This window comes from Acinetobacter sp. SFD (assembly GCF_001647575.1).
Classification (GTDB): domain Bacteria; phylum Pseudomonadota; class Gammaproteobacteria; order Pseudomonadales; family Moraxellaceae; genus Acinetobacter; species Acinetobacter pecorum.
This window is the reverse complement of sequence record NZ_LSZJ01000006.1, coordinates 1-15335: the sequence shown is the minus strand read 5'-3', so window position 1 is coordinate 15335 and position 15335 is coordinate 1. Positions and strand designations below refer to the sequence as shown.

The following is a 15335-nucleotide window of genomic DNA, read 5'->3' as shown; positions in this document are numbered from 1 at the left end:
TATTTTATAAATGATTTGGGCTGTTAATGTTGCCTTAATTTTAGTTTTTCAATAATGCAGTCCTAACAGGAGGAGAGCAGCTGGATGTTGAAGTGGATATTGGGTGCCGTGATCGGCGTTGGAATCATGACGGGAACTGTACATGCAGACTTTTTACCACCGGATCAGGCATTTCAGTTTCAGGTGGTTTCTACAAGCCAGGATCAGGCAGAGCTTAGCTGGAAAATCGCAGAGGGTTATTACCTGTATCATGACCAGCTTAAAGTGTCTCATCAGCAGACCCCAGTCAAGTTGGCGTTGCCCAAACCCGAAGACAAAGACGATCCCAATTTCGGTTTGACCCAAGTGCATTATGGGCAAGTCAAAACCAATATGAATGTGCAGCCCAACCAGCAGTTTGTAGTGCAATGGCAGGGCTGTGCAGAAAGTGGTTTATGTTATCCGGTACAACGCACCACAGTAACAACTGATGCAGATGGTTTATTTCCAGCGCAAAACTTGAGCAAGCCTCAAAAGCTGCTGGCCAGCACTACACAGCCACAAGTAAACGAAAAAATTCTGACTGCTCAGAAAGATGAGCTCCAAGCTATAGAGCAAACTCCAAGTACAGATCAAGCACTGACCGAAGAAAAGGTAGAGGAAATACAAGTCGCTGCAGTTTCTGAACCTGTGGTGCAGCCTGAGGTGGAATTAACAGAGAAAAATGACCAGCTCATTGCAGACCCTAAAAATCAAACTTCGTCAGCAGGCATGCATAGCCAGTGGAACAATGACCAGTATTTTTTAAGTCTGCTGTCAGAACAAGGTCTGTTAATTAATGCCCTGATTTTTCTCGGGCTTGGCATTCTGCTGGCATTTTTACCATGTTCTTTACCTTTAATTCCAATTTTAACGGGAATTCTGGTTCAGCAGAACCGGGGCTACCGTGCGGCACTAATTGCGCTGGTTTTCGTTTTGGGTATGGCACTGGTCTATGCGGTCATGGGACTTGCTGTGGCACAGCTCGGTTACAGTTTTCAGCGCTGGTTTCAAAGTCCGGTATTCATCAGTATTTTCAGCATTCTGTTTGTTTTGTTCGCACTTAATCTGTTCGGAGCATTTCAGCTGTCCTTACCCCAAGTAATGTTGCAGCGTCTGGATCAATGGCAGCAAAAGCAGAAGGGTGGCACGCTGATTGGTGCCGGTCTTATGGGCATGATCGCCGCACTGATAGTAGGGCCATGTATGAGTGCGCCGTTGGCTGGGGCTTTAATCTATGTGTCTCAGCTCAATCAACCGATACTGGGTGCCAGCTATCTGTTTGTCTTAGGACTTGGGCTGGGCTTGCCGCTATTTATCGCAGCTGTATTTGGGTCCCATCTTTTACCCAAACCTGGCATCTGGATGGATCGCCTGAAGTTTAGTTTTGGTTTTGTCATGCTGGCGCTGGCCTTGTATTTTGCCCGCCCTCTATTGCCCGGCATTTTATACCTGAGCCTTTTGGGTGTGGTACTGATCACCTGTTCAGGCTACTTCTTGTTCAAGATGCTGCCCCATGTGCATCGGTCTGTATCGAAAATAGTCCTGATGCTGCTCAGTGGTTTACTGGTCTATGCAGGAGGTATGAAACTCTATCATGTCTGGAGCCAGGTACAGGTCGCTCATGTGGAATCACGGCTTGAATGGCAGAAGGTCAGCACAGCCGCACAATTGCAACAGATTTTAGCTAAACATCGCGAACAGCCGGTAGTGATTGATGTTTATGCAGACTGGTGTGTGGCCTGTCAACCGATTGAAAAGGAAGTGATTCCACGTAGTGATGTCCAGACGGCTTTACAAAATGTGGTTCGAATCAAATTAGACCTGACCCACTATCATTCAAGTCAGGATGAGCTGCTAAAAGAATGGCAAATTCTCGGTCCACCCACCTTCATATTTTTAAATGCAGCGCATCAGGAACAGCGGGACTTGCGTTTGACTGGAAGCTTTAGCGCGACACATTTGCTAGGCACATTGCAGCAACTGCAAGGGGAGCAACCATGATGATTTCCAGTGATGCACTGCATCTGGGACCTTTGATGTTGCCCTGGACACTCATTATTGTCGCAACTGGCTTGGTGCTGTTATCTGCTGTCTTGTTTGGATTAGCCAGAAAGTATTCATGGTCTAAACAGCTGCTTGGACAAAGTCAGGATTTGCTCTGGAGCAGTTTTTTGCTAGGGATGCTGGGTGCACGTCTTGTTTTTATTCTACTCAATGCCGAGCTGTATTTTGCAGCGCCCATCGACATACTGAAAATCCAGGACAAAGGTTTTCATTTATGGGGCGGGGTGCTGCTTGGTGCTTTGTGGTATGTCATTCGAAACAGACAGCTGCAGACCAGATTTAAAGCCATCTTGTTGATCATCTTTGTACTCTGGATCGGGCTTGGGCTCGCATTCAAATCCAGTCTAAAAACTGAAGCAGCGTTTCCTGATCTAGCCTTTGCTGGACTAGAACAGGAGCGTCTGGGTACAGACAAGGTTTCACTCAGCCAATTTATTGGCCAGCCCACGGTAATTAATTTGTGGGCGAGCTGGTGTCCACCGTGTCATCGCGAAATGCCGGTGTTGGCCAAAGCAGCCCAGCAGCATCCTCAAGTGAATTTTGTCATGCTCAATCAGGGTGAGGAGGTTGAAACTGTAAATGCCTACTTAAAAAAACATCAGTTTCAATTTAAACATGTCCTGCTGGACCCATATGGTGAACTACCCCAGCAGCTGAATAGTTTTGGCCTGCCAACGACGCTGTTTTTTAATGCTCAAGGTCAGCTGGTCGAGCGGCATATGGGGGAACTCAGTCCGGCCATGTTGCAGCAATATTTAAACAGAATTTCAAATCAACCTTAAAAAACGGAAGGACTTAGTATGAACAAAATTTACCAGGTGCTTGGTGCAGGTATGTTCCTGATCATGAGCATGCACACACAGGCAAATATTAAACAGAACATTGAAAAACAGGGTTTTGTGTTTGTAAAACAGATTCCGGCACCGCAAGGAATGACCGGCTGGGTGGGGCATGAAGACCAATACTCCAATACGCTCTTTATCTCCAATGATGACAAATATTATATCAAGGGCGAACTGTTTGATGCGCAAGGGAAAAGCCTGTCCAATGAGCAGATTGAAAAGCATATGAAAAAAGCGGTATTGGACGACGTCTGGAAAACCCTGGAAAAATCGACCTGGATTCAGGATGGCAAGCCGGATGCACTACGGGTGGTTTATGTCTTTTCCGATCCCAATTGTCCATATTGCTATAAATTCTGGCAGGCGGCCCGACCTTGGGTCGAATCAGGCAAGGTACAGCTGCGTCATATTCAGGTCGGTGTGATCCGTGAAGAAAGCCGTGGTCAGGTGGCAACATTGTTAATGTCGAAAGATCCAGCGGCAGTTTTTAACGATATGAACAAGAATAAAGGTAAAAAGCAGCTCAAGAAAATGGAAAAGATTCCTGCCGAAATTGCTGCCAGAATTGATGCCAATCAGGCCTTGATGGGGAAATACGGCTTTTTCTCCACACCGTCGATGGCCTGGAAAAACAGTCAGGGTGAATTTAAATCTACTCAAGGCCTGGCGATGGACGTCAAGGAAATTTTTGAACAATAAGATTTTAACTACATGATAGAAAAAGTAATTTTTACTTAAAACCTCTATACATGATAGGGGAGCAGATTTACATTGGTGGATAGGCTAAGCATGAAGAGCAGATAAGACATGTCAAATTTGGATGATCCACGGGTACTGCTTGCTTTGGAACGAACCGCTCTGGCGTGGAACCGGAGTGGTTTGGCATTAATTGCTTTTGGTTTTGTGATTGAAAAATCCAACCTGCTAGTGCAACTGGTGGACCCAGACACTTATGCACAGAAAATAGCTTATTCACAATGGTTGGGAATTGCGGTGATTGTATTTGGTATGTTGGTAAATTTCGCCTCAATCCTGCAATATCGACGGGGGTTGGCATCACTGCGACCGCCGGAATTTATTGAAGGTTATTACACCCAGTATCCCGTATGGCTAAACCTGTTTACTGCTTTTAGCGGACTGCTTCTGATCATTTCTTTTTGGCTGCACTAGGAAGAGGGTTGGGCGCAATACAGCTCGTACAGCTTTTGCATCAGGCTCAAGACCTTGGGGTCACTCAGACGATAGAAAATCTGTTTACCCTCACGTCGGGTGCCAACCATGTCGGCCTTACGCAGTACAGTCAGCTGTTGTGAAAGTGTAGGTTGATGAATATCGGTAGATTCTTCAATTTCCTGAACATTCATTTCCCCGTCGACCAGGACACATAAGATTTTCAGACGATCAGGATTGGCTAAAACTTTTAGGCATTGGCTGACGAAATCGACCTGTGAAAAATCAATTTTGGCATTTGCAGCAATCATATCCATAAATGTCCTCGAAACCTTTGATGTAGCCCGTGCAGTTTACACAATTTACCATAAAACTGCTTGATTATTATTTTTTATTATATAATATAAAAAAGTATATTGTATAGAGATTGATTCACCATGCATGACTTCCTCATCGCATTTATTGGCGGTTTAATGCTCGGACTTTCAGTGGTCGGCTATCTGTACGTCAATGGCCGTATTGCAGGAATCAGTGGTCTGGTTGGGCAGGTATTAAACCCAAAAACCGTATTTAAAACGCCTGCGATCTGGTTTTTATCAGGCTTGATCATTACACCGTTTATTTATGGTCTGTTTGTACAACCTGAAATTGAATTGAATGCCAGCCCATTGATGATGATTGTGGCAGGTCTGCTGGTAGGCTTTGGGACACGTCTGGGTTCGGGCTGTACCAGTGGTCACGGAATTTGTGGCATTAGTCGGCTGTCTAAGCGTTCTATTGTCGCGACCATGACTTTCATGTTTGCAGGTTTTGTCACCGTTTATATTATCCGTCATATCACAGGAGCATTCTAAAATGAAAAATGTGTTTGCCTTTTTATTTGGTGCCCTGTTCTCTGTGGGTCTGATGGTGTCGGGCATGTCCAATCCTGAAAAAGTACTCGACTTTCTGGATCTGTTTGGTGATTGGGATGCCAGTCTGGCCTTTGTCATGATGGGCGCGATTGCGGTGGCCTTTATTCCTTTCCAGAAAGCGGTACATGCGGCTCAACCGAAAACAGTATTTAATGAGCCTATTGATTTGCCTAAAAATAATCAGATAGATAAGAAACTGATTACGGGTGCGGTTTTATTTGGTACAGGTTGGGGGATTGCGGGCATCTGTCCGGCACCAAGTTTCACCTTGATCGGTTTGGGTCACTATCAAGTGCTCTATTTTATTGTAGCAATGCTGGTGGGTGTATGGATTCACCGTAAATGGTCAGGAGCTTAACTATGCAAGACATTTCAATGGAAAAACAGGTACAACAACCGGTTGTGCAAGATTTCTTTGAAGAAAACACCAATACCTTCAGTTATGTGGTAAGTGATCCTGCAACCGGACATTGTGCCATTATTGACAGTGTCCTGGATTATGATGCGGCCTCGGCCAGCACATCGACTACACATGCAGATCGTATTATTGCCTATGTTAAGGCACAAAATTTAACTGTTGAGTGGATTCTGGAAACCCATGTTCATGCCGATCATCTGACAGCAGCGCAATATCTCAAGGCAGAACTGGGTGGTAAAATTGCCATGAGCCAGAAAATTTCTGTGGTACAGGAAACCTTTGGTGCGATTTATCATCTGGACATGAAACAGTTTAATGCCCTGCAGCCATTTGACTACCTGTTTGAGGATCATGAGCATTTCAAGATTGGTGAACTGGATGCTTATAATATTCCTACGCCAGGGCATACACCGGCCTGTCTCAGCTATGTAATCGGGGATGCGGTATTTGTGGGTGATACCCTGTTTATGCCGGATTACGGTACAGCACGTTGCGATTTCCCGCGTGGTAGTGCATCGACCTTATTCGATTCGGTACAGTCACTGTATCAGCTTCCGCCTGAAACTCGAATGTTCTTGTGTCATGACTATCTGCCTTCAACACGTCATAACTATGTCTGTGAAACAGATATACACACCCAGAAAACCCAGAATATTCATATCCACGAAGGCACCAGTAAAGCAGAGTTTGTCGAAATGCGTCATCAGCGTGATGCTACTTTAAATATGCCAAAACTGATTCTGCCGGCGATTCAGATCAATATGAAAGCAGGGCAGTTCCCTGAGCCTGAAGCCAATGGTGTGTCTTATTTGAAATTGCCATTGAATTATTTTAAGTCTTAAAATCCTCCTTGGCATGTGTGATCATATTGATTGCACATGCTTTTTTTATCTGAATCAGACTGAAGTTAAACTTTAACCAAGATGAGTTCGACTGCTTCGTACGAGCCAGCGAGAAGTAAATTTAGTTATTCAATTAAATTTACTTCATTTTTTTGAACAGCAAATGTTAATACATTTTTTATTTAAGCAGTTTTATCTAGTTTTACTGTTTTAAACAGATCTCCCTGTCCGGATGGGCGCTACATAATAATCTTTCCAGTTCTATCTTTTCATCAAAGAGCTTCTTTGCAGCACAATAGGTTAGTCTTGTATCAAGGTGTTATTTTGGTTTGGTATATTTAAATTATTCTCTTTAATCCCAAAAAATAATATTCGTGAAAGGACTATGTTGCGTTTCAAAAAAATTAACAAAAAAAGTGAAAAGTAGATGAAATGCATTTTACAAGTGAAAAAATTATGTTAATTAATAGGAGGTGATTTTTTAGTCAAAAATCATGATGTTTCAGGAAGGAATATCTTAAGAAGCGTATTAAAAAAATGATTAAACAGGAGTTTCAAAGATGCTTCAGCTTTTAAGAAAACTGTTCTGTCTGCATATTTATGAATATGAGCAAATGCAAGAAATCGGCGAACATAGGGAGTGTCGTAAATGCGGGACAAATAAGGACTAACGTTGTTGCAAGAAAAGTGAGCATAGGCTCACTTTTTTATGTCTGTAATTCGCTAATTTACGTTAAAATTAAAGGGAATTTTAAATGGGTGAACAGCGGAAGATGAGCAAGGATTTCTATGCAGATACTTATATCGTAGATGATAACCTGGCGGATACGCTGCATTGGCTCAGCCTGCATCAAGACAGTTATGACGCATTTAGCTATGATGCAGTCACTCAAGAGCTGGTGGTGCATCATGCCAATGGAACAGATCAAATCCGAGTGGGAGATTATCTGAATGCTCGCTATGGTATTTTAATTACTGCACATAACTTTTCTGCGAGTTCATCAAATTAAATAATTATTAGCTTGCCATGGCATCTGTGGCCAGACTGCGAACACCTGGTTTTGGCTGTTCTGCAACCAGACCTAATTTAGCAAAAAGTTGCTGATCTCTGCCTTGAGCAGTATTAGGGGTCGTCAGCAGTTTTTCACCCGAGAAAATAGAATTTGCACCGGCCATAAATGCCAGAGCCTGATCTGAATCGGTTAAGGATTCGCGGCCCGCAGAAAGGCGAATATAACTTTTTGGCATCAGTAAACGCGCTACGGCAATCGTACGAATCCACTCGATGACATCCAGTTTTTCTACATCTGCCATCGGTGTGCCTTCAATCGGAACCAGCATATTGATTGGCACAGATTCCGGATGCACCGCCAAAGTCGCAAGTTCATACAATAAGCCAATCCGGTCATTACGGCTTTCGCCCAGACCAACGATACCGCCACTACAGACTTTCAGGCCAGCTTGACGCACATGATCCAACGTATCTAGACGATCATCAAAGCTACGTGTGCTGATAATGTGTGAGTAGTATTCACGAGAAGTATCTAGGTTGTGGTTATAATAATCCAGACCTGCATCTTTCAGGCGTTCTGCCTGTGACTCATTTAGCATACCCAGTGTCATGCAGGTTTCCAAACCTAATGCTTTGACTTCACGTACCATTTCCAGCACATAAGGCATATCGCGTTCATGCGGGTTACGCCACGCAGCACCCATACAAAAACGTGAACTGCCAGAAGCCAGAGCCTGTTTAGCTTCCTGGATGACTTTCTCGACTGCAATACGTTTTTCAGCTTCCAGTTTGGAATCATAGTGAGCTGATTGAGAACAGTATTTGCAATCTTCAGGGCATTTACCGGTTTTAATCGAGAGCAGGGTACTGACCTGAACGGTATTTGCAGTGAAATTTTCACGATGAACCTGTTGTGCCTGAAACACTAAATCCATTAAAGGTTGCTGATAAAGTGCTTGTATTTCTTCACGTGACCAATCATTACGTACGACATCACTACTGTTCATCTTTCTGTCCTTGTTCATACTTATTTTGCATGCTTCATCTTAAGTAAAAGCACGGCTATCTTCATTAGCAAAATATGACCTTATAGAAAAAACAAAACCCACACAAGGTGGGCTTTGCATTTTAATGGACAGCTTATTTGTTGCTGTGATTTCCATGAATATCCTGACCATGCAGATCACTACGATGCTGCTTGTTAAATACGCGCTGGTCCTGTTCATGCTGGTTGTTTTTCGGAGAATTAATTGGCCCATGCTGGGGTTGCTGCTGTTGGTGCTTCTGCTGTTCTTCCTGAAGCTGTTCAAGTAGCTCTTGATTTGGATTTTTTGATGACATCATCTTTCCTCCATTTCATTTTGACTATTTGTATTTATGCCATAGTCTGAAATAAGGGTGTGTAAGGCTTTTAAGTGAAACTGTGACGCTAGGTAAAAATGGAAAATTAACTGGATTTTGCCAGTTGTTCTTGAACAGCCCAATCAATATGCACTTGTACAATCTCATCATGATGGGCACGCTGCTGATGGAGTACTTGAACAATTTGTTCATCAAAAGGTGCATTTCCCAGACCGATCGCGATATTACGCATAAAGCTTTGATAACCGGTACGGCGCATCGGGCTACCTTCAGTCGAACTTAAAAAGGTCGCTTCATCCCATTGCCATAAGTCCAGTAAACTGACCTGATCCAGTCCGTGCCGCGGATGAAAATCCTCTACCGAGGTGACTTGGGCAAAACTGTTCCAAGGGCAAATCAGCTGGCAATCGTCACAGCCAAAAACACGGTTACCAATCCCGCGTCGCAAATCTTCTGGAATAACGCCTTTATATTCGATAGTCAGATAGGCAATACAGCGGCGAGCATCCAGCATATAAGGCTCGACAATTGCCTGAGTCGGACAGATGTCGATACATGCAGTACAGGAACCACAATGTTTACTGGCAGGCGCATCAAAAGGGAGTTCGAGTGAAGTAAACAGTTCGCCCAGCACAAAGAATGAGCCGGATGTTTTATGAATCAGAAGGGTGTGTTTACCTGTCCAGCCCATACCGGCACTTTCAGCCAGAGATTTTTCAAAGATAGGGGCTGAGTCCGCAAAAGGACGTGATTCAAAATCTCCTACTTTTTCCCGGATTTTTGAAGCCAAGGTCTTTAGGCGTCCACGCATGGTCTTATGATAATCCCTGCCACGGGCATAACGGGCAATAATAGCGGAGTTCGGAGCATAAGGGATATACCTGGATTCCGGTTTATCAACCAGATAATCCATGCGCACACAGATAATGCTGCGTGTGCCGGGAACCAGTAAAGCGGGATTGGCGCGTTTTTCCAGATTGTCTTCCAGAAATTTCATGTCACCATGATATCCGCGATCCAGATATTCCTGTAAGCGGGCTAATTCTGCTTGAGCATCCGGTTTGGCAATGACACAATCAGTAAAACCCAATTCTAAAGCCTGTGCTTTAATCCAGGCCTTTAACTCAGCTGGATCTTGTTGATAGAACTGAATTTGCGCGTGAGAATCGGGAGTTGTCATAAACCAAAGACAGGAAATTAGAAATGCAGCAACAAGTTTACCATAGCCTCGTTTATCATAGCCAAAGTATTCAAGCCTGGGAAAAGCGCTGGTTTCAGCAGCAAAATAGCTCCTATGGTTTAATGCAACAAATGGCTTGGGCAATCAGCCAGCAACTGGGCACTTTATTTTTCAGGGAAAAAATTAAAAAAATCGCTGTCTGCTGCGGTCAAGGCAATAATGCCGGCGATGGTTATCTGGTGGCTAAATATTTAAAACAGGCTGGTTTTCAAGTTGAAATTTATGCGGCTGAACCGGGCAGTTCCAAAGATCTGGCAACAGCTGTACAGGAAGCCAAACAAGCCGGTTTGCAGCCTTATTCGCAGTTTGACTTTCAAACCGAATATGAAGCCTATGTCGATGCTTTATTCGGCATTGGTCTGAACCGTCAGCTGGATTCAAATTGGCAAGACATTATTCATGGTATTAACCGGCAAAATGGATTAAAAATCTCGATCGATATTCCGAGTGGATTGGGTGCCAATACCGGCCAGCCTTTGCCTGTTGCGATTAAAGCTGACTACACTTTTACGGGTTTAGGGCTCAAGGCCGGACTGTTCACCGGTCAGGGCAAAGAATATGCGGGCAAGATCGAACTGATTTCTGCAATTCCCGCAGATACTGAGCTTCAACCGATTGCCCAGCTTGCATCACATCAGATCCAATTACCCAAACGCCAAGCTTTTGGTCATAAAGGCAGTTATGGTCATGTGTTGGTAATTGGTGGACATGCCAATATGGGAGGGGCTGTGATTATGGCTGCCGAAGCAGCATTTGCTGCAGGAGCGGGAAAAGTCACCATTGCTTGTGATACAAAACACCATACAGCGATTTTGTCGCGTGCGCCGAATATCATGCTACGTGATATTAATGCTCTCACTGTCGAGCAGCGCATAGCGTTGATTCAGCAGGTTGATGCAGTCTGTTTCGGGATGGGCTTGGGGCGTGATGAATGGGCAAAAGAGCAATATCAGGCATGGTTTGATTTAATTCAAAATTCAGACCTGGAAATTGTCTTGGATGCAGATGCACTGTGGTTTTTAGCCAGACAGCCCCAAATATTGAACTCCAAAACCTATGCTACACCGCATTCCGGGGAAGCCGCTACGCTACTGCAGAAAGGTACTCAAGAAATAGAATCAGACCGGGTTGCAGCTATTCATGCCCTACAACAAAAATATCAGGGACAGTGGCTGCTAAAAGGTTCAGGCAGTCTGATTCTGGAAGAAAAACTTTATATATGCACAGCTGGAAATGCCGGTATGGGGACGGGCGGAATGGGAGATGTGCTGGCTGGAATGATTGCCAGTCTAAAGGCACAATTTAAACAAAAAATTCATTTGCATGAAATTGTGACACTGCATGCACTTGCCGGTGATGAACTGGCCAAAAATGGCGAACGTGGCTTGCAGGCACAGGATATGAAACATGCGATTTATCAGGTCGTGAATCGCTAAGGAGAATAATGTGCCAGTCATCAAATTGAGTATTTCAGGCCAGGTACAAGGAGTTGGGTATCGTTACTGGTTTGCCGAGCAGGCTCAGGCACTTGGACCGAAAGGATATGTGAAGAACTTGAGCACAGGTGAGGTGGAGGCTGTTATTGCTGGAACAGACTCCCAGCTTCAGGAAATGATTGTACGAAGTTGGCAAGGACCTGCTCGTGCCAACGTACAAGCGGTTATTCAAGAGCATCTGGAATCTGACCTAGATGCTCAAGACTTTAGAATATTGCATTAAATCTTATCGACGACGGCTACTGACGCGACTCCGGCCGCGTGCCATACCGCCTAGAGCATTCAATACCGCCATTTTACTCATACTGCCTGAAGCATGAGCATGACAAATGGCAGCAGCTAAGGCATCGGCAGCATCCTGCTGGGGCTTGATGCTGAGTTTTAGAATATTCATCACCATCATCTGTACTTGTTCTTTATCGGCGGCACCATAACCCACCACCGACTGCTTGATCTGGCGCGCGGTATATTCAGCGACTTTCAAATCCAGATTGACCAGTGCAGCAACTGCAGCACCACGCGCCTGCCCAAGTTTTAGGGCAGAATCCGGATTTTGTGCCATAAAAACCTGTTCGACTGCGGCTTCGGTCGGACCATAAAATTTTACAATGCGCTCCACGCCAGCAAAGATCCGTTTTAAACGTTCAGGCATTTCCGCCGTTTCTGTTCTAATGGTACCGGCATCGACAAAAGTCAGTTTGGAGCCGTCTTTTTCGATAATCCCGTAACCAGTTAAACGAGAACCGGGGTCAATCCCAATAATTAATGACATGCCTGCACTTTAAAAATAGAATAATGCCCATATTGTTACATAAGCGTATCAAAAAAGCTTGATCCTGATGAAGCTGTTGATTTCCCCATCCTATTATTTATTTTACTGAGATTAGATTAATTTTCATGAAATTATTTCTTATTATCCTTGCAGGTGTAATCCTAGAAGTACTGGTCTGGATTGGCGTGGGTGACCTCGTCGGGAGCATGTGGTACGTATTTTTCTGGTTTATAGCCGCATTCTTTATTGGTATGAATCTGATCCGTAAATATTCGGCCGGTGTCATGCCTCAGATGCAGCAAATGCAGATGGGACAGATGAGTGCAGATCCTGCACTAACAGGAAATTTACCTAAAATTCTGGCAGGTTTCTTTTTGCTTATTCCTGGATTGATTACTGACGTATTGGCAGTCTTGATGCTTATTCCGGCAGTTCAGCAGGTCTTTAAAGCCGCAATAATGAAAGCGATGATGAAGCGTCAGCAACTCATGATGGAAAAAATGATGGGGGGCATGATGGGTGATATGGGTGGTACACAAGGCCAAAATCCATTTGCCGAGATGATGCGTCAAATGCAGGATATGCAAAAGCAGCAGTCAGGCCACGGTGATTCAACGATCATTGATGGTGAAGCACGTGAAGTGACACCTGATGCCAAAAAAATTGAAATGAAAGATGTGAATCCTAAATAAGTATTCTATTTGAAGCTTGAACCGAATCATTTGATTCGGTTTTTTATTACCAGAATAAATAATGCGAATATTCACGCAAAAGTTATAATGCACTGTTTTCAGAATTCTTTTATGGAACCCATGTCACTGCTTCTAACCATTTGTGCCTTACATTTTGTGGCACAGTTAAGTCCCGGCCCCGATATTCTTTTGATTGCCAAAAGCGCGGCATCTACCATACGCAAGAATGCCCTGAAAGTTATCGCAGGAATCTCTGCCGGAATTGTGGTGTGGGTCATCCTGACATTGGCTGGATTCACTGTATTGATTGATCAGTTTCCATGGATTCAACAGGTATTGATGGTGCTCGGTGGTGTGTTCCTGGCGAGGATGGGCTGGGCCATGCTAAAGGGAGGCTTGCACAGCTTTAAAAATAGATATCAACCCGATGATAATGTAAATGAGCAAGTGCAAGTTAAAAACTATTTTATGCTGGGCTTATGGACCAATCTTTCTAATCCTAAAACACTGATCTATTTTAGTAGCGTATTTTCACTCGCCTTGAGTTCATCTGCTTCAGGTTATTTAAAAACACAGTTGGCTGTGATTATTCCCTTGCAGACCTTTATTACGTTCGCTTTATTGATGATGCTGATTTCCCAACCAAAAATTAAAGCGTTGTACCAACGTTCAGGTAGTTATATTGATGTGATTTCAGGCGGACTCTTTCTGCTGTTTGCATTTTGGTTGTGGTATGACGCACTTATTCTGATGAATTAATTTGTGCATCTTCATCCAAGGCTGTAGTCATAGATGAGACATGTATAGGAGATGCTGCATTATCCTGGCTTTTAAGCGCCGTTTGATAGCGATTAGGCTTTAAAGTGGTTTCAGTATTTTCAGAACCTTGATAGCTGCGGCTACGGTTGGCGCGCTCACGCAATCCACCTTTTTTAATTAGCTGAATCATGACCTGTCTCTCATTTGAATCTATGGTTATTGTAAATCAAATCGAGGTCTTATGAGGTGGTTTTTCTGCAGCACGATTCGGATGACTCAAGTATCATAAAAGACCTGTTTAGGATGAACAGGTCTTGCTGCGGGGTGAATAAAATTAACGAAGCCTTTTATCTTCTTCTTTTAAAACATCCAATAGCGAGTGTTGTGCCGGCACTTCTTGTTGCGACTGCACATACAAATGCACCACTTTAAATACGATAGCTGTAACGAGACAGGCGATTAGACATAAAATCCAGAAACCAAAAGGGCTGCGAATATGGTGTGAACCACAATCGTTACAAACCTTTTGAGTGGATTCAACCACTTTGTCACAGCATGCACAATGATACTGGTAACGTAGCATGATGATCTCCTTGAATTCACAGCATTCGAGTGAATAATTTATTTTTTTTAATGTACATCAGCATGTTTTTTACACATCAGATTCTAAATCAATGCATGAACCATGCCTATGGGGTTTAACAAAAAGGTTACTAAAGCATTTTTTGCATAAAAACCATTTCATTTAAAACAATCAATATCAGGATTGCGGCAACGCAGGCAGGAAAGATTATCTTAGCGGCCCAAGATATTCTAAAAATTTTTAAGTATTTGATTTAACCAATGAATTATAATTATTAACGAGGGAGTTAGTGGGAAATTTATGTATAAAAATTGGGTAAATATTTAAATAATTTTGATAATTTATGTTCTGTAACCAGAAATACTCCAATAAAGAGCCAAAGCATGAAAAAAACAACAGTGCTACTTGTAAGTTTAAGGGGATGGGCAGTGTTTCGCGCAAACTGAGGCGGAAAAGCAAGCTGTCACGTAGTTTCAGCAAGATTTTAACGTAGCTGCATATGAAACGTTGTTTCAATGCTTTTTGAATTTTAGACCTGAATAATAAAAAAGCAGTGACCATCTTAAATAATGTATCTGCCATCCATGCAGAAATGGGCAACATTGAGCAGTTAGCCGTCGAACTCCTAAAATAAAAATTATACTTAAAAACAAAAAAGCCAGTCATGATGACTGGCTTTTCTATCGTTAAGATTACTGTCCTGAACGGATGATGTAATCAAATGCAGAGAGCGAGGCTTTTGCCCCTTCACCGGTGGCAATGATGATCTGCTTGTAAGGTACAGTGGTACAGTCACCTGCAGCAAACACACCTTTCACATTGGTTTCGTTGCGCTCGTTAATCACAATCTCGCCACGACTGCTCAGCTCAACCGGAGTCTCTTTCAGGAAGTCGGTGTTAGGCAACAGGCCGATCTGTACGAAGATCCCCGCCAGCTCAACCACATGTTCTGCATCAGTCGCACGGTCTTTGTATTTCAGACCAGTCACCTGTGAACCGTCACCCAGCACTTCAGTCGACAGGGCATTCTTGATGACTGTGGTATTCGGCAAGCTGTTCAGCTTGTCCTGCAGTACCTGATCGGCACGCAGCTTGGTATCAAATTCCACCAGCGTTACATGTTCTACAATACCGGCCAGGTCGATCGC

The 15335-nt window shown here is 43.6% G+C and carries 20 protein-coding genes; 12 read left to right on the top strand and 8 right to left on the bottom strand.

The genetic code is table 11. The features are described from left to right. Nucleotides 1-84: 84 nt before the first annotated feature. The 4 genes from dsbD to AY605_RS05100 all read left to right on the top strand — a co-directional run bounded on the left by dsbD (nt 85) and on the right by AY605_RS05100 (nt 4097). A complete protein-coding gene (gene dsbD, locus AY605_RS05115; protein ID WP_064095382.1) occupies nt 85-2022 on the top strand; it encodes a protein-disulfide reductase DsbD in 1938 nt (645 codons plus the stop codon). Beyond that, the gene (locus AY605_RS05110) at nt 2019-2867 is read left to right on the top strand and encodes a TlpA disulfide reductase family protein (RefSeq protein ID WP_064095381.1); all 849 of its coding nucleotides are present in this window, start codon (nt 2019-2021) and stop codon (nt 2865-2867) included. The genes dsbD and AY605_RS05110 overlap by 4 nt, the downstream gene beginning before the upstream one ends. An 18-nt stretch (nt 2868-2885) precedes the next feature. After that, nucleotides 2886-3626, top strand: coding sequence for a thiol:disulfide interchange protein DsbG (dsbG, locus tag AY605_RS05105; RefSeq protein ID WP_064095380.1), 741 nt, complete (start codon nt 2886-2888; stop codon nt 3624-3626). A gap of 108 nt (nt 3627-3734) precedes the next feature. Then, nucleotides 3735-4097, top strand: a complete 363-nt coding sequence (locus AY605_RS05100) for a YidH family protein (RefSeq protein ID WP_064095379.1) — start codon at nt 3735-3737, stop codon at nt 4095-4097. Here AY605_RS05100 and AY605_RS05095 read toward each other — a convergent pair. Then, nucleotides 4094-4414: an ArsR/SmtB family transcription factor gene (locus tag AY605_RS05095; RefSeq protein WP_004280150.1), complete on the bottom strand. Its 321-nt coding sequence runs from the start codon at nt 4412-4414 to the stop codon at nt 4094-4096. The two genes, AY605_RS05100 and AY605_RS05095, sit on opposite strands and share 4 nt — an antisense overlap. Before the next feature lie 120 nt (nt 4415-4534). Between AY605_RS05095 and AY605_RS05090 the strand changes: the two genes are divergently transcribed. The 4 genes from AY605_RS05090 to AY605_RS05075 all read left to right on the top strand — a co-directional run bounded on the left by AY605_RS05090 (nt 4535) and on the right by AY605_RS05075 (nt 7281). Then, nucleotides 4535-4951, top strand: coding sequence for a YeeE/YedE family protein (locus AY605_RS05090; RefSeq protein WP_004810628.1), 417 nt, complete (start codon nt 4535-4537; stop codon nt 4949-4951). 1 nt (nt 4952) lies between these two features. Further along, nucleotides 4953-5369 carry a DUF6691 family protein gene (locus tag AY605_RS05085; RefSeq protein WP_064095378.1) on the top strand — a complete coding sequence of 139 codons (417 nt, stop codon included), beginning with the start codon at nt 4953-4955 and terminating at the stop codon, nt 5367-5369. 2 nt (nt 5370-5371) lie between these two features. Beyond that, nucleotides 5372-6271 carry an MBL fold metallo-hydrolase gene (locus AY605_RS05080; protein ID WP_064095377.1) on the top strand — a complete coding sequence of 300 codons (900 nt, stop codon included), beginning with the start codon at nt 5372-5374 and terminating at the stop codon, nt 6269-6271. Nucleotides 6272-7044: 773 nt separating this feature from the next. After that, complete coding sequence (locus AY605_RS05075) at nt 7045-7281, top strand: hypothetical protein (protein ID WP_064095401.1); 237 nt, start codon at nt 7045-7047, stop codon at nt 7279-7281. 7 nt (nt 7282-7288) lie between these two features. On the opposite strand, the gene bioB is transcribed toward AY605_RS05075, so the two are convergent. From bioB to queG, 3 genes are all read right to left on the bottom strand, one after another. Beyond that, nucleotides 7289-8290 carry a biotin synthase BioB gene (gene bioB / locus AY605_RS05070; RefSeq protein WP_064095376.1) on the bottom strand — a complete coding sequence of 334 codons (1002 nt, stop codon included), beginning with the start codon at nt 8288-8290 and terminating at the stop codon, nt 7289-7291. Nucleotides 8291-8423: 133 nt separating this feature from the next. Then, nucleotides 8424-8627, bottom strand: coding sequence for a hypothetical protein (locus tag AY605_RS05065; RefSeq protein ID WP_081406329.1), 204 nt, complete (start codon nt 8625-8627; stop codon nt 8424-8426). A 103-nt stretch (nt 8628-8730) separates the two neighbouring features. After that, entirely contained in the window at nt 8731-9825 is a 1095-nt protein-coding gene (gene queG, locus AY605_RS05060) for a tRNA epoxyqueuosine(34) reductase QueG (RefSeq protein ID WP_064095375.1), read from the bottom strand. A 23-nt stretch (nt 9826-9848) separates the two neighbouring features. On the opposite strand from queG, the gene AY605_RS05055 reads away from it, so the two are divergent. Both AY605_RS05055 and AY605_RS05050 read left to right on the top strand, forming a co-directional pair. Beyond that, nucleotides 9849-11321 carry a bifunctional ADP-dependent NAD(P)H-hydrate dehydratase/NAD(P)H-hydrate epimerase gene (locus AY605_RS05055; protein ID WP_064095374.1) on the top strand — a complete coding sequence of 491 codons (1473 nt, stop codon included), beginning with the start codon at nt 9849-9851 and terminating at the stop codon, nt 11319-11321. Nucleotides 11322-11331: 10 nt separating this feature from the next. After that, nucleotides 11332-11604, top strand: coding sequence for an acylphosphatase (locus AY605_RS05050; RefSeq protein WP_064095373.1), 273 nt, complete (start codon nt 11332-11334; stop codon nt 11602-11604). 3 nt (nt 11605-11607) lie between these two features. Here the strand turns inward: AY605_RS05050 and ruvC are convergent, their stop codons facing one another. Beyond that, nucleotides 11608-12153 carry a crossover junction endodeoxyribonuclease RuvC gene (gene ruvC, locus AY605_RS05045; RefSeq protein ID WP_064095372.1) on the bottom strand — a complete coding sequence of 182 codons (546 nt, stop codon included), beginning with the start codon at nt 12151-12153 and terminating at the stop codon, nt 11608-11610. A 125-nt stretch (nt 12154-12278) separates the two neighbouring features. Here ruvC and AY605_RS05040 point away from each other — a divergent pair, with 125 nt between their 5' ends. After that, nucleotides 12279-12845: an FxsA family protein gene (locus tag AY605_RS05040; protein ID WP_064095371.1), complete on the top strand. Its 567-nt coding sequence runs from the start codon at nt 12279-12281 to the stop codon at nt 12843-12845. Nucleotides 12846-12965: 120 nt separating this feature from the next. After that, nucleotides 12966-13604: a LysE family transporter gene (locus AY605_RS05035; RefSeq protein WP_064095399.1), complete on the top strand. Its 639-nt coding sequence runs from the start codon at nt 12966-12968 to the stop codon at nt 13602-13604. Here the strand turns inward: AY605_RS05035 and AY605_RS05030 are convergent. From AY605_RS05030 to AY605_RS05025, 3 genes are all read right to left on the bottom strand, one after another. Beyond that, entirely contained in the window at nt 13588-13794 is a 207-nt protein-coding gene (locus tag AY605_RS05030; protein ID WP_064095370.1) for a hypothetical protein, read from the bottom strand. The genes AY605_RS05035 and AY605_RS05030 overlap by 17 nt on opposite strands. 144 nt (nt 13795-13938) lie before the next feature. After that, entirely contained in the window at nt 13939-14187 is a 249-nt protein-coding gene (locus tag AY605_RS14785) for a hypothetical protein (RefSeq protein WP_081406328.1), read from the bottom strand. 692 nt (nt 14188-14879) lie between these two features. Then, the coding region (locus AY605_RS05025) for an FAD-dependent oxidoreductase (RefSeq protein WP_171254917.1) at nt 14880-15335 on the bottom strand (456 nt) is incomplete at its 5' end.

Coding starts and splice junctions, on each gene's coding strand:
- queG (WP_064095375.1), bottom strand. CDS start 9,825: ATGACAACTCCCGATTCTCACGCGCAAATTCAGTTCTATCAACAAGAT.
- AY605_RS05100 (WP_064095379.1), top strand. CDS start 3,735: ATGTCAAATTTGGATGATCCACGGGTACTGCTTGCTTTGGAACGAACC.
- AY605_RS05065 (WP_081406329.1), bottom strand. CDS start 8,627: ATGATGTCATCAAAAAATCCAAATCAAGAGCTACTTGAACAGCTTCAG.
- ruvC (WP_064095372.1), bottom strand. CDS start 12,153: ATGTCATTAATTATTGGGATTGACCCCGGTTCTCGTTTAACTGGTTAC.
- AY605_RS05080 (WP_064095377.1), top strand. CDS start 5,372: ATGCAAGACATTTCAATGGAAAAACAGGTACAACAACCGGTTGTGCAA.
- dsbG (WP_064095380.1), top strand. CDS start 2,886: ATGAACAAAATTTACCAGGTGCTTGGTGCAGGTATGTTCCTGATCATG.
- AY605_RS05040 (WP_064095371.1), top strand. CDS start 12,279: ATGAAATTATTTCTTATTATCCTTGCAGGTGTAATCCTAGAAGTACTG.
- AY605_RS05055 (WP_064095374.1), top strand. CDS start 9,849: ATGCAGCAACAAGTTTACCATAGCCTCGTTTATCATAGCCAAAGTATT.
- AY605_RS05085 (WP_064095378.1), top strand. CDS start 4,953: ATGAAAAATGTGTTTGCCTTTTTATTTGGTGCCCTGTTCTCTGTGGGT.
- AY605_RS05030 (WP_064095370.1), bottom strand. CDS start 13,794: ATGATTCAGCTAATTAAAAAAGGTGGATTGCGTGAGCGCGCCAACCGT.
- AY605_RS05075 (WP_064095401.1), top strand. CDS start 7,045: ATGAGCAAGGATTTCTATGCAGATACTTATATCGTAGATGATAACCTG.
- AY605_RS14785 (WP_081406328.1), bottom strand. CDS start 14,187: ATGCTACGTTACCAGTATCATTGTGCATGCTGTGACAAAGTGGTTGAA.
- dsbD (WP_064095382.1), top strand. CDS start 85: ATGTTGAAGTGGATATTGGGTGCCGTGATCGGCGTTGGAATCATGACG.
- AY605_RS05090 (WP_004810628.1), top strand. CDS start 4,535: ATGCATGACTTCCTCATCGCATTTATTGGCGGTTTAATGCTCGGACTT.
- AY605_RS05110 (WP_064095381.1), top strand. CDS start 2,019: ATGATGATTTCCAGTGATGCACTGCATCTGGGACCTTTGATGTTGCCC.
- AY605_RS05095 (WP_004280150.1), bottom strand. CDS start 4,414: ATGGATATGATTGCTGCAAATGCCAAAATTGATTTTTCACAGGTCGAT.
- AY605_RS05035 (WP_064095399.1), top strand. CDS start 12,966: ATGTCACTGCTTCTAACCATTTGTGCCTTACATTTTGTGGCACAGTTA.
- bioB (WP_064095376.1), bottom strand. CDS start 8,290: ATGAACAGTAGTGATGTCGTACGTAATGATTGGTCACGTGAAGAAATA.